Consider the following 13,403-nt stretch of genomic DNA (forward strand, 5'->3'; position numbering starts at 1 on the left):
ACTTTTTACAAAATCATATTTTTTGAAATTCATTCATAAATTCCCGGAATTTCAGTGGAATCAGTGAATTTTGAAGTTTTTCGTTTGCCCGCTCCGGAATAGCGACAGCCTGATGGAAACACTTCCACAGAGTATCCATCTCCTGTTCTGCCGCAGATCGCTGCTGGCTGTCGAGAACTTCTTCCGGAATCTCCTCCACCAGATACCAGCTCTTTCTTTTGGGATGGACCACCGCCTTCTTCCGCCTGCGATCATAGATCATCCAGTTCTCCATCGGAAACCGGTCGGCAAAGTGAGGAGCCATCAGTGTCAGTACATCCGCTTCCGGATCTACTTTTCCAAGGAGAACTCCATTCTCCAGTTCTTCAAATCGAAGGATCTCCATATAGCGCATGGCAATATTTCCGGCTTTCCGCCCCAGCTCCATCATTTTCATAATCTCCGGCCGGCTTAAATAACGGGGAGTTTCCCTTCCGTCCGGCAGATGGAGTCCCAGCACAATCATCCGGAATATCGCATCTGCTTTTTCCGGATTCGGACAGGATGCCGCACGGGCAATCATCTCCTGCGATTCTTCTCCCATCCTTCTGTGGACCGTATTCCATACTTTCTGTGCCTTCTCCACATCTGATGCCACCTCCTCATAGCAGCAGAATAATGACGGATCTTCCTGGCCGGCCGTCAGGCGCACTCCGTCATACCCTTTTCCCCCCTGCCAGGCATCATAGACTCCCGTCAAAATCCCGGTCAGATTATCCTCACACTGAAAAACGTGGATCATCGAACAATGACAGCTGCCGAAATTCCGGTTCTCCGGTCAGTCCCATCGGCAGCTTCTCCTTTCCATCCAGAATGTTTCTTAAGATAAAGTCTTCCTGCAGTTTCACCGGATACATCTGCTTTCCCTGACAGGTAATAAAGTAGATGGCACGCTTCAGCACAACTCCCATCTTCTTCAGCATCCCATAGTCCAGTGATCCAAGACGTCTCGCCTTTACAATCCTCTGTGCAGATTTATAACCGATCCCCGGCACCCGCAGAAGGGTATCATAGTCTGCTTTCATCACTTCCACCGGAAACTGGTCCAGATGCCGGAGCGCCCAGTCACACTTGGGATCCAGCAGCAGATTGAAGTCCGGCTTCTCCGCGGACAACAGCTCTTCCGTCCCGAATCCATAAAAACGCAGCAGCCAGTCCGCCTGATAAAGCCGGTGCTCCCGGAGAAGCGGCGGTCCGCCAGGAATCGCAGGCAGAAGCTGATCATCATTCACCCGCACAAATGCTGAGAAAAAGACTCTCTTCATATCATACTTCTGATACATATGCTCCGCTACTTTCATGATCTGATAGTCGCTCTCCCCAGTAGCTCCTATGATCATCTGGGTAGACTGTCCGGCCGGAACAAACTTTGGTGCATGGCGGTAAAGTATCAGCTCTTCTTTATTGGAACGCCGCATGGTCTGCACCTGTTGAATCGGCGCGAGCATCCGTTCCCGTTTCTTCTGCGGAGCCAGCACCTTCAGTCCTTCTGCAGTCGGCAATTCCAGATTTACACTCATACGATCCGCCAGATAACCGGTCTTCTCTATCAGCTCCGGTGACGCGCCCGGAATGGCTTTCACATGAATATAACCCTGAAAATGATATTCTGTCCGCAGTTTATACAAAGTCTGATACAGAAGCTCCATGGTAACATCCGGACTGACCACAATTCCAGAACTCAAAAACAGTCCCTCGATATAATTGCGCCGATAAAATCCGATGGTCAGATCACAGATCTCCTGCGGAGTAAAGGTAGTCCGCGGAACGTCATTGCTCCTGCGGTTGATGCAGTATTTGCAGTCATAGATGCATTCGTTGGTCATCAGGATTTTCAAAAGCGAAATACAGCGTCCATCCGCACTGAAGCTGTGACAGATGCCGGCTTTGATGCAGTTGCCGATCCCCTGCCCGTCATTCCTGCGGTCTACACCGCTGGATGTACATGCCACATCATATTTTGCCGCATCGGCAAGAATCTCTAACTTCTGAAAAAGTGTCATCGGTTTTTCAATCTGATAATTCATGAAAATATCTCCTTACATGCGCAAAAAGAACATATGTTTGCATTTATTATAGCAAACATATGTTCTTATGTAAAGTTCCAATTTTTACTTCTATCATCATGCATGCATCAGATCTATCAGTTTATCAACATTCTCCGGACTCCAGGAAGTAATGGTGAGCACCGCATGGGGAATCTGCTGATCTCCTGAATCGGGATTATGGAACCAGACGCACTTTGCACCGGCCGCTGCTGCTGCTTTTCCGCCGTTCGTAGAATCTTCCACGATGATACAGTCTTCCGGCTTCAGGTTCAGTTTTTCCATCGCGCGCAGGAAGGTATCGGGGGCAGGCTTGGGATGTTCCACTTCTTCACCGCTGGTATAGCACTCAAAGTACTGGCGAATCTCCAGCGCATCGAGTACCCGGCCAATATAGTATCCTGCGGAGGATGACGCTACTTCCAGACGGAAACCTTCGTCATGAAGACGTTTTATAGCTTCTTTCACACCTGGAATCTGTGGAAATCCATCCTTTTGCACGATCTCTTCTTTCTTCGCATACATCCGTGCCCGAAGCGTCTCCGCATCGGAAATATTTTCTCCGTATGCCGCTTTTAAGAGTTTCATCAGATAACCGACTGTAGAACCGATGCAGGGTTTGTAGACCTCATAGGACATATCCACCCCTTCGTCAGCCAGCGCTGCTTTCCAACATTCATAATGAAGAGGTTCTGTATTTACCAGAACCCCGTCCATATCAAATATAATTGCTTTCATTTATTTTGCCTCGGAGGTCAGCATCACGCCCAGCTTCTGGAAGGTCTTCTCATCTGCCGCGCTCAACATACGGGAAGTATGCACCTGGCTTCCACTCAGATGCGGGAGTTGGCGGAGTGCCAGATCTGCCAGCGGATTGCTCTCAGAACTGGATGAAAGGGCAATGAGCACCTCTTCCATATGAAGCCGCGGGTTGCGGCTGCCAAGATAATCAACTTTCAGTTTCTGGATCGGCCTGATCACATTGGGGGTGATCAGAAGCACATCCTCGTCAATGCCTGCCAGATGTTTCAGTGCCTTAATGAGCAGCGCAGAGCATGCTCCCATAAGATCACTTGTCTTGCCGGTGAGGATGGTCCCATCCGGAAGTTCGATGGCTGCTGCCGTATGTCCGGTCTCCTCCGCACGCTTGTTAGCTGCATCCACTACCTTTCGGTCTTTCACACTAACACCTGCATTATTCATAAGAAGCTCGATCTTATAAGCTTCTTCTTCTTTCGATTTTCCTCTGGCGATGTTGACCAGTGTCTGATAGTAACGGCGGATAATCTCCTGACCGGATGCCTCACAGCATGCCTCGTCATCTATGATACAGTTGCCGGCCATATTGACACCCATATCGGTCGGGGATTTATACGGACAGTCGCCGTAGATCTCCATGAACATAGCACGCAGCACCGGGAAAATCTCCACGTCGCGGTTATAGTTTACAGTTGTTTTCCCATATGCTTCCAGATGATACGGGTCAATCATATTGACATCGTTCAGGTCTGCGGTTGCTGCCTCATATGCCAGATTTACCGGATGGCTTAACGGCAGATTCCAGATCGGGAAGGTCTCATATTTTGCATAGCCTGCCCGCACGCCTCTCTTGTGCTCATGATAGAGCTGAGACAGGCAGGTTGCCATCTTTCCGCTTCCCGGTCCCGGAGCTGTCACAACTACCAGCGGTTTGGTGGTTTCAATATAGTCGTTATGTCCGTAACCTTCCTCGCTGACGATCAGTGGAATGTTGTTCGGATAACCCGGAATCAGATAATGGCGGTATACTTTCACACCCATTTTCTCCAGACGGGTCTGGAACATCTGTGCGCTGTACTGTCCGGCATAATGGGTGATGCAGACACTTCCTACATACAGATTCTTGGATTCAAAAATTGCTTTCAGACGAAGCAGATCGGAATCATAAGTGATGCCCAGGTCACCCCGTACTTTATTTTTCTCGATATCTTCTGCGCTGATGACGATCACGATCTCCACCTGATCTGCCAGCTGCATCAGCATCCGCAGTTTGCTGTCCGGTTCAAATCCTGGAAGTACGCGGGATGCATGGTAATCGTCATACAGTTTTCCGCCGAATTCCAGATACAGTTTGTTGTCAAACTGCTGGATCCGCTCTCTGATGTGTTCTGACTGCATCGCCAGATATTTGTCATTATCAAATCCTTTTCTCATGTCTTCTCTCCCTTATAAAATTTTCTTTAGTATACACAAATTCTGAATGGTAACGTCAGCCTCATCAGAACGTCCTGTTTTCTCCCGGTCATACCAGCAGGTTCTCATGCCCATCTTCCGTCCACCTGCGATGTCCGCCGTCAGGGAATCTCCGATGATCATGGTCTCTTCCGGCAAAATACCCGGAAGTGCTGCAAAGCATCCTTCAAAAAACTCACGGGCCGGTTTCTCCATGCCCATCCGTTCCGATACAAAACAATGTGTAAAATATTTCAGCATATCCGCTTTTTTCAATCGATTGATCTGCTGTTCATACGGTCCATTGCTTGCTGCACACAGACAATATCTTTCATGAAGATACGGCAGTATCTCCACAGCTCCTTCCACCGGAACCGCACTGGTGTGAAGACATCTCTTAAATTCATCTTCCATAGCTGCGCCGTCAGCTTCCAGATCAAGACGTTTAAGAACTGTCTGCCAGCGAACCGTCCGAAGATCCGCTACATTGAGTTCCCGTCTTTCAATCTTTCTCCATAGCTTATGATTTTCTTCATTGAATACCGAAAACATCTCCGGCTGATATTCCAGGCCAAACATCTGAAAGCAGTGTTTCATGGACTGCTCCGCACCTGCATCAAAATCCAGCAATGTATTATCAATATCAAGAAAAAGTACCTGAAGTTTCAAATCTGCTCCTCCTTGTCTGCTGGATATAAGCATACTAGATTCTCTCGAAAAACTCAACCGGTAGTTTTATCAATTTCTGACACAGATGTACACCATATATGCTGCATACACCAGCAGCATGATGATTCCTTCACTGCGGCGCACCTGTTTTTTGGTCCATGCAAATACCCACACAATAAGGCTCATGCCGGTCAGCAGAATGATGTCCATCATATTTTCCTGCACAAATGTAATAGGACTGATGGCCGCAGCCGCACCGAGCACCATCAGAATGTTAAACACATTGGATCCCAGCACATTTCCAAGAGCCATGTCTACCTCACCTTTTCTGGAAGCGACCACGGAAGTAACTAACTCCGGCAGGGAAGTTCCCATGGCTACAATTGTCAGGCCGATAAGATTCTGACTTAATCCGAAGTTTGCTGCAATGGCGGAAGCAGAATCCACGACCAGATCACCGCCCCACATGATGGCAGCTCCGCCCAGGAGAATGTAAAGCACACATTTCCAGCCAGAAAGCATCTTTGCCTCCTCTTCTTCCTGTTGTACTGGATTCACCTTTGCTGCACGCACCATCCACATGAGAAAACAGACAAAAATCACAATGAAAATCAATCCATCAGCCCGGCTGATCTCCATACCGGAATAGCCGAGGATCAGAAGGATCAGTCCCATGGCTATAGAAAAGGGCAGTTCCTGCTTCAACGTACTCTGGCTCACCGCCATGGGCGTCCACAGAGCGCATGCCCCGCATACGACCATCAGGTTAAAAATATTGGATCCCACCACATTGCTGACTGCCAGTTCATTGCTTCCGGCAATGGATGCCGTCACACTGACCGCGCATTCCGGCAGGGATGTACCCATGGCCACAATGGTCATTCCGATCACCATGGCAGGGATGTGAAGTTTCCGCGCCACTGCGGAACTTCCTTCCACAAAGAAATCTGCGCCTTTGATGAGCAGCACAAACCCCAGTATAAGCATTACATAAGTCATCTTTTCTTCGTCCTTTCCAGATTTAAAAGAAGCCGCTGCCCATAAGCAGCGGCTCCCACCATTTTCATTTATGCTTCATCAATAGCTTTTCCGATATCACTTCTGCAGTATTTATTATCGAAGTCTACCAGTTTGACTGCCTCATAGGCATTGGCGCGAGCCTTTTTGAGGTCGTCTCCGGTTGCTACCACGCCAAGGACGCGGCCGCCGTTGGTAACGATCTTGCCGTCTTTGAACTTTGTTCCGGCATGGAATACATAATAGCCTTCCTTGTCCTTGAAATTCTCAAGACCTCTGATCTCCAGACCTTTGTCGTATTTCACCGGATAGCCGTCGGATGCCAGTACTACACAGACTGCTGCATTGTCCTCGAACTCCAGCTCAATCTGGTCAAGTGTACCATCTACACATGCCTCAAAGACATCGATGATATCATTTTTCATGCGAGGCAGGACAACCTGTGCCTCCGGATCACCGAATCTGGCGTTGTACTCCAGAACCTTCGGTCCCTTCGGGGTAAGCATAAGGCCAAAGAAAATGATACCTTTGAATTCTCTTCCCTCTGCTGCCATGGCATCTACCGTCTTCTGATAAATATATTTCCTGCAGAATGCATCTACTTCTTCTGTATAGAACGGACTCGGGGAGAAGGTTCCCATACCACCGGTATTGAGACCCTGATCGCCGTCCAGTGCGCGTTTGTGATCCTGCGCGGAGGTCATGATACGGATGGTCTTGCCGTCTACAAAGCTGAGCACGGACACCTCGCGTCCGGTCATGAACTCTTCGATGACCATCTGATTGCCGGCGCTGCCGAATTTCTTATCCAACATGATGGATTTCACTCCATCTTTTGCCTCTTCCAGCGTATTGCAGATGAGTACGCCTTTTCCAAGTGCCAGTCCATCGGCTTTCAGAACAATCGGGAAATCTGCATGTTCCAGATAAGCAAGGGCTTTCTCCGGATCATCAAAATTCTCATAAGCTGCGGTCGGAATGTCATATTTCTTCATGAGATCTTTGGAAAATGCTTTGGAACCTTCCAGAATTGCCGCATTTTTCCGCGGTCCAAAGACGCGCAGTCCCTGTGCCTCAAACACATCCACGATACCGCCTACCAGCGGGTCATCCATACCGATGACCGTCAGGTCGATCTCTTTTTCTTTTGCAAATGCTGCCAGTTTATCGAACTCCATGGCAGTGATATCCACGCACTCCGCATACTCTGCGATTCCTGCATTTCCCGGTGCACAGTAGATCTTCTCTACCTTCGGGCTCTGTGCAATCTTCCATGCCAGTGCATGTTCTCTTCCGCCGCTTCCAACAATCAAAATTTTCATATGAATGCCTCTCTTATTGTTCAATCAGAGCTTTGCCGCCCTCTACTTTCACTTTACCGTTTGCTATCAGATCAATGGCTCTGGGCATGATCACCCATTCTGCCTCTTCCATTACCCGCAGCTGCAGGGACTTCGGTGTATCATCCTGATGCACCTCCACTGCTTTCTGCAGAATGATTGGTCCTGTATCGGTTCCGTCGTCCACAAAATGTACGGTGGCTCCGGTCACTTTCACGCCTCGGTTCAATACGCCTTCATGTACCTTCAGTCCGTAATAATCTTTTCCGCAGAAAGAAGGAATCAAAGACGGATGAATGTTAATGATCCTGTTTTTAAAATGTTCCACAATCTTTGGCGGAATGACAACCAGACAGCCTGCCAGCACTACAAGATCTGCTTCTGAATCAATGAGTGCCTGAAGAAGCGCATCGTTAAAAGCTTCCCTGTCCGTAAAATCCTTCGGGCTTAATGCCTTTGCCGGAATCTCTGCTTTGGCAGCCCGCTCCAGCGCATAGGCATTTTTATTATTGCTGATGACCACTTTGATCTCCGCATTGGTAATCCGTCCGTCTGCAATGGAATCGATAATCGACTGCAGATTGGTTCCTCCGCCGGATACCAGAACTGCCAGTTTTAACATAAGGTCACACCCTTCTCGCCTGCTTCTACAGAACCAACCACATACGGGGTCTCGCCTGCTGCCTTCAGTGCCTCCATCGTCTTGTCCACATCTGCCGGATCAACGGCCAATACCATGCCAAGTCCCATGTTGAAGGTGTTGTACATCATTTCTTCGGTAATATTTCCCTCTTCCTGCAGCATCTTGAAGATCGGAAGTACCGGATAACTGTCTTTCTTCACAACCGCACGCACGCCGTCCGGAAGCATTCTCGGAATGTTCTCATAGAATCCGCCGCCGGTGATATGGCTGCAGCCTTTCACAGTCACGCCTGCTTCTTTGACACTCTTTAATGCTTTCACATAGATTCTGGTCGGAGTGATCAGCGTCTCACCCAAGGTAGCGCCCAGATTGTCATAATATGTATTCAGTGCTTCTTCATTCATACGAAACACTTTTCTTACCAAAGAGAATCCGTTGCTGTGGATTCCGGAAGATGCAATACCGATGAGGGTATCGCCCGGTTTGATGGTCTCTCCGGTGATCAGATCTTTTTTATCAACAACGCCAACTGCAAATCCTGCCAGGTCGTACTCGTCTTCCGGCATCAGTCCCGGATGCTCTGCAGTCTCACCGCCGATCAATGCAGCGCCAGCCTGTTTGCAGCCCTCTGCCACACCTTTTACGATCTCTGCGATTTTCTCCGGATAGTTCTTGCCGCAGGCAATATAGTCGAGGAAGAACAGCGGCTCACCGCCTGCACATGCCACATCGTTGACGCACATGGCAACTGCATCGATACCGATGGTATCATGTTTGTCCATGAGAAATGCCAGCTTTACTTTGGTTCCGCATCCGTCGGTTCCGGACAGTAGCACCGGGTCTTCCATGTCTTTGATGGCATTTAAGGAAAATGCACCGGAGAAGCCTCCCAGTCCGCCAAGGACTTCCGGTCTCATGGTTGCCTTTACATGCTCTTTCATAAGCTCTACTGATTTGTAACCAGCCTCAATATCCACACCTGCGTTTTTGTAATCCATTCTGTAGTCCTCCTTTTCCCTGTACACGTTCTACATCTGTTTCAGATATTCTTTATATCCGATCTCGTCCAGTTTCTTTGCCTTACCTTCTACTTCTTCTTTCATATCTTCTGAATATTTTTTCAGACGCTCCAGAAGCTCCGGATCAGAAGCTGCCAGAATCTTTGCTGCCAGAATACCTGCATTGGCTCCGCCGTTAATGGCTACGGTTGCTACCGGAATACCGGTCGGCATCTGCACGATGGAATAAAGAGAATCCACACCGCCCAGGTCAGAAGTCTTCATTGGAATTCCGATAACCGGAAGCGGGAAAATTGCCGCACACATACCCGGAAGGTGAGCCGCTTTTCCAGCGCCTGCGATAATCACCTTGAAGCCTTTGCTCTCTGCGCTTTTCGCATATTCAAAGAATACGTCCGGCTCTCTGTGAGCGGAGATGATCGTCATCTCAAACTCCACACCCAGTTTTGCAAGTACATCTGCTGCTTTGCTCATGATGGGCATATCTGAATCGCTGCCCATGACAATTCCTACTTTTGCCATCGTAAATCTCCTCCATGTAATGAAACATTTCCCACTTCCGTCCCGTGGACTCGTGGAACTTTTATTAGTTTCTTTTATAAGTCATATTAATAATATTGTCTCTACTTATAAGTTATATTACAAGGACTTTCTATAATTGTCAAGACTTGTACGCATCCAACGGCACATTTAATTCCTCCGTTCCCGGCAGGACGAATCTTCCGTCACGGATGATATCCTCAGTGCTTCCATCAGCGTGGATAACCGCGATGGACTCCAGTTCATCATAAGGAATAGTAATGTCCGTGTGGCAGTTAAAATATGCCTTGCCCGGATCTTCCTTTCGAAGCACAGAGCACTCATTTTCCTTTGCCACAATCCGTTTGCCATCCGGGTTGAAGGTATCTGTATCTTCCTCCCAGGAGTAGCAGGTGTCACCCACTGCAAAATGGGGTCCGGTCTTCTCTGCAATGAGAATCGGCATGCATGCCTCGATGCCGTATTTTCTTGCCATGACATAAGCCGTGGTGTTGGTTCCGATGGCAAATTCTCCAATCGGGAGGGTATCATGATGGAACAGCACATTTTCATGAATATAACGGCGGTTCTCCTCTTCCTTCTCATAGTTGCCGCAGGTGTAATCCCGGATCATGCCATCCCTGAAGGTGAGGGTCAGATCCCGGTAAAATAATTCGTTGAGATAGACCCCTGTCACATGGAGAAGTCCTTCCGTTCCGGTCAGTTTCGGAGAGGTAAATACTTCTCCTACCGGAATATTAACGTCTGCCACACAGTTTTCAAAGGCAGTCTCCTTCTCTGCATCCTGCTTCTCTGCCAACGCCACAGTCAGATCAGTCCGGTTGGCACCAGCTCCCTGAATGTGGACAGAAGTTCCTTTATCCAGCGCATCGATGATCGTCTGCTGGATTCTCTGATAGGTGTGATAGTCCAATGTATTGATCTTCACAGTCTCCGTAAAGATCTCTTCAAAATGTTCGCCAATATCCGGTACCGGGAAGGCAATAATGGTAAAGCTCCGCTCCTCACCCGGAATATATTCATTGGTCATCTGGCCTGCCTTACTGTTTAAGAGCACCTGATTTTTCTGCTGTTTTTCGTTCAGCTTCAGTGCTTCTTCCTTTCCTTTCGGCTCAAAGGTTTTCTCTCCGAAAATCTCCATAACAGCAGGACCTGCATGACCTTTGGACAGTTCTTTATATTCTTCAAAGGTAGTCTTCATTACTCCCAGCTTCCGCTCCACGAAAGCCTTGTCCATAAAGAGGGCTGCATCACCTTTATGATCATAATCATACTGCCGGTTAGGAGAACTTGCATAATAACCGATCTTGTTATTTTCCCGCATATTGACTCTGCTCACAGCCGCCCGGTAAATAATACTCTCAAGACCCATATCCGCAAAATTCTTCACTGCCTGACGGATGATACGTTCAAATCCTAGGCAATAACGGATGTTCACGGTCTTTTTCTTTGACAAGTCTTTGCCGTTGGCCACAAATCCAATCCGATAACCTTCTGTGAATACAGATGCCAGCTTCCGGATCTCCTCCTCCGGGAGGGTATTTAAAAAGGTGCTGGTCTTCAGTTCTGTCTCACTGATGTACTCGCCAAACTGATAGAGATAGCGCGGATCTGATAAATCCGCTTCCATGATAATGTCTCTTGCAAAAGACAGGGATGGATCTACCTGCTCACGAACCCGGTATGCCGCCATCACATCGCTGTAGTCGCTGATAAACCAGTAAGCATCCTGACGGAGACGTTCCTCTTCCGGCTGCTCACCGTCCGCATATTCACTGTGAATCTGCAGGAACAGTTCCATATGAATGAGGAGTTCCTCTTCTCTTCCCTCAAATGCATAGACGATCATACCGCGAATCTCGGTATAGATAAAGGATAAAATCTGTCCCACACCTTCTCCCAGCATTTTTGCTGCATAGGCCGGATTAGCAAAGCTCTTTTCATATGCCTCGCCCTCAATATCTCCATACAGCTCCTTGTTCCATTTCTGAAGTTCTGTAAGAGAGGCATGTTTCCAGTCTTTTTTCTCCAGTAACAGTTCCATAAACTGTGCCGTTCTTTTAAAATAATCCCCTGCGGGACCTTCCACTTCCGGATTTGCGGCGATCTGGTGGATACGCTCCACCGCCAGATCCATGCGTTCCTTTAAATCTTCTCTTTCTTCCATCTTCTCACCATCCGAGTATATAAATTGATACAAAACCTGCCAGCAGCAGAAAATTCAACCCGCAGCCAAGCCGCAGAAATAACCGGTAGGTTCCTTCCTCCCGGTATCCCATAATTCCATAATATAATCCGGCACAGGCACACAGCATGGCCAGAAATCCGGTCACTGCAATGATTCTTCCTGCCTGGCCGCTTCGTATATAAGCTGCCGCAACAGATGCCGCAAAGAGCAGCAGCGCAGCCCCACCTAGTCCACTGGATATGATTCCCTGACGGGAATGCTTTTTATCCGTGAACCGGATTTTTTTCTTATTCCACATGTTTCTCTACCCTCCGATGCCATTTTAGCAGACGGTACAATCCGTATCCCAGACAGCATCCCAATGTATTTAACAGGACATCGTCCACATCGCAGCTGCCCACTTTCAATACCAGCTGTGATAATTCTATCATCAGACTTAGTTCAAATCCGATAAACGTCGTTCTGAAAAATCCGGACGGCTTCCGACTGATCGACGGCAGTAATGCGCCAAAGGGGATAAACCCAATGACGTTTCCACCCAGATTCAAACATACATATCCAATTCCGATCTGTTCCCGATAGCGAAGATATCGGCCGATTTCCTGAAGCGGGACCAGATTGTACCGATATTCTCCTTCCAGAAATGTCCGCCCCCATTCTTCTGAAAAAATGAGAAAATAGACCAGTAAAACCAGATAGACACCGAGAAAAATTCTGCACCAGAACCGGATTTTTTTCTCCGTTTTTTCTTTCACCAAATCTCCTTTACAAGGCGTCAAAGGGAGGGGCGCATCATGCCCCTCCCAGCCTAAAACATCAAATCAGATTTTCCTTTTAAAAGACGTGCGCCATTTACAATCATCAGAATTCCGGTGACCACACCTGTTACCAGCACAATAATGCCGAGCGCCAGCGTACCGCCGCCTACACGTCCCATTAATTTATAGGTTTTCTCATTGTTCATGCAGAAGTTACCTCCCTTATTTTGCTCCGTACTGTTCATAGTATGCATCAATGGCAGCTTTTAATGTGTCGTCGATGATGACTTTGCCCTTGTACGGACGGTTATACAGATATTCTACCACATCTGCCATGGTTACGATAGCATTGGTTGGGAATCCGTAGAGATCTTTTACCTCATCAAGGGCACATTTTACGCCGCCCTTTCCAACTTCCATACGGTCCAGGGATACCATGAGTCCCACGATTTCTACATCGGCTGCTCCTTTTACCTTTGGCACGGTCTCCTCCATGGATTTTCCGGAAGTGGTAACATCCTCGATCATGACAACGCGGTCACCGTCTTTTAATTTGCTTCCCAGAAAACTTCCCTTGTCAGCGCCATGATCCTTCTCCTCTTTCCGATCGGAGCAGTAACGAATCTCTTTGCCAAACAGTTCACTGTATGCAATCGCAGTGACTACACTCAGCGGAATGCCCTTGTATGCCGGTCCGAAAAGCACATCAAAATCATCACCATATTTATCATGAATGGCTTTTGCATAATACTCACCCAGCTTCTTTAACTGGGAACCCGTTACATATGCACCTGCATTCATGAAAAACGGGGATTTTCTTCCGCTCTTTAATGTGAACTCGCCGAATTTCAGCACGTCACAATCTACCATAAATTCTATAAATTCCTGTTTATACTGTTCCATCCTTTCATCCTCCTGTGTTATGTCCGTGTCC

At 48.0% G+C, this 13,403-nt stretch carries 15 protein-coding genes; all 15 read right to left on the reverse strand.

Features of this window, described 5'->3' with window-relative positions; genetic code table 11:
- Window positions 1-13: 13 nt before the first annotated feature.
- Window positions 14-781: a TIGR03915 family putative DNA repair protein gene (locus tag LKD36_RS10800; RefSeq protein WP_308459597.1), complete on the reverse strand. Its 768-nt coding sequence runs from the start codon at window positions 779-781 to the stop codon at window positions 14-16.
- Complete coding sequence (locus tag LKD36_RS10805) at window positions 759-2,066, reverse strand: putative DNA modification/repair radical SAM protein (RefSeq protein WP_308459598.1); 1,308 nt, start codon at window positions 2,064-2,066, stop codon at window positions 759-761. The genes LKD36_RS10800 and LKD36_RS10805 overlap by 23 nt, the downstream gene beginning before the upstream one ends.
- A gap of 96 nt (window positions 2,067-2,162) precedes the next feature.
- Window positions 2,163-2,822 carry an HAD family hydrolase gene (locus LKD36_RS10810; RefSeq protein WP_308459599.1) on the reverse strand — a complete coding sequence of 220 codons (660 nt, stop codon included), beginning with the start codon at window positions 2,820-2,822 and terminating at the stop codon, window positions 2,163-2,165.
- Window positions 2,823-4,277 carry a DUF1846 domain-containing protein gene (locus LKD36_RS10815; protein WP_118770342.1) on the reverse strand — a complete coding sequence of 485 codons (1,455 nt, stop codon included), beginning with the start codon at window positions 4,275-4,277 and terminating at the stop codon, window positions 2,823-2,825.
- Between the two features lie 12 nt (window positions 4,278-4,289).
- A complete protein-coding gene (locus tag LKD36_RS10820; RefSeq protein ID WP_308459600.1) occupies window positions 4,290-4,964 on the reverse strand; it encodes a YjjG family noncanonical pyrimidine nucleotidase in 675 nt (224 codons plus the stop codon).
- 69 nt (window positions 4,965-5,033) lie between these two features.
- Complete coding sequence (locus tag LKD36_RS10825; RefSeq protein ID WP_118770344.1) at window positions 5,034-5,963, reverse strand: calcium/sodium antiporter; 930 nt, start codon at window positions 5,961-5,963, stop codon at window positions 5,034-5,036.
- A gap of 68 nt (window positions 5,964-6,031) precedes the next feature.
- Window positions 6,032-7,303 (reverse strand): phosphoribosylamine--glycine ligase, encoded by a 1,272-nt coding sequence (purD, locus tag LKD36_RS10830; RefSeq protein WP_308459601.1) that lies wholly within the window; start codon window positions 7,301-7,303, stop codon window positions 6,032-6,034.
- Window positions 7,304-7,316: 13 nt separating this feature from the next.
- Complete coding sequence (gene purN / locus LKD36_RS10835; protein WP_308459602.1) at window positions 7,317-7,943, reverse strand: phosphoribosylglycinamide formyltransferase; 627 nt, start codon at window positions 7,941-7,943, stop codon at window positions 7,317-7,319.
- Window positions 7,937-8,962 carry a phosphoribosylformylglycinamidine cyclo-ligase gene (purM, locus tag LKD36_RS10840; protein ID WP_308459603.1) on the reverse strand — a complete coding sequence of 342 codons (1,026 nt, stop codon included), beginning with the start codon at window positions 8,960-8,962 and terminating at the stop codon, window positions 7,937-7,939. The genes purN and purM overlap by 7 nt, the downstream gene beginning before the upstream one ends.
- A 30-nt stretch (window positions 8,963-8,992) precedes the next feature.
- Window positions 8,993-9,505 carry a 5-(carboxyamino)imidazole ribonucleotide mutase gene (gene purE, locus LKD36_RS10845; RefSeq protein ID WP_118770348.1) on the reverse strand — a complete coding sequence of 171 codons (513 nt, stop codon included), beginning with the start codon at window positions 9,503-9,505 and terminating at the stop codon, window positions 8,993-8,995.
- Between the two features lie 139 nt (window positions 9,506-9,644).
- Window positions 9,645-11,690, reverse strand: a complete 2,046-nt coding sequence (locus tag LKD36_RS10850) for an aminopeptidase (protein ID WP_308459604.1) — start codon at window positions 11,688-11,690, stop codon at window positions 9,645-9,647.
- A gap of 4 nt (window positions 11,691-11,694) precedes the next feature.
- The gene (locus tag LKD36_RS10855; protein ID WP_118770350.1) at window positions 11,695-12,009 is read right to left on the reverse strand and encodes a DUF6142 family protein; all 315 of its coding nucleotides are present in this window, start codon (window positions 12,007-12,009) and stop codon (window positions 11,695-11,697) included.
- Window positions 11,999-12,466, reverse strand: a complete 468-nt coding sequence (locus LKD36_RS10860) for a VanZ family protein (RefSeq protein WP_308459605.1) — start codon at window positions 12,464-12,466, stop codon at window positions 11,999-12,001. Before LKD36_RS10860 ends, LKD36_RS10855 begins: the two co-directional genes overlap by 11 nt.
- A 53-nt stretch (window positions 12,467-12,519) precedes the next feature.
- A complete protein-coding gene (locus LKD36_RS10865) occupies window positions 12,520-12,675 on the reverse strand; it encodes a hypothetical protein (RefSeq protein WP_308459606.1) in 156 nt (51 codons plus the stop codon).
- 16 nt (window positions 12,676-12,691) lie between these two features.
- Window positions 12,692-13,372, reverse strand: a complete 681-nt coding sequence (gene pyrE, locus LKD36_RS10870; protein WP_118770352.1) for an orotate phosphoribosyltransferase — start codon at window positions 13,370-13,372, stop codon at window positions 12,692-12,694.
- Between the last annotated feature and the right edge of the window lie 31 nt (window positions 13,373-13,403).

Origin of the sequence: Hominiventricola filiformis, from assembly GCF_020686965.1 — a bacterium.
In the GTDB taxonomy this organism is placed as follows: domain Bacteria; phylum Bacillota; class Clostridia; order Lachnospirales; family Lachnospiraceae; genus Hominiventricola; species Hominiventricola filiformis.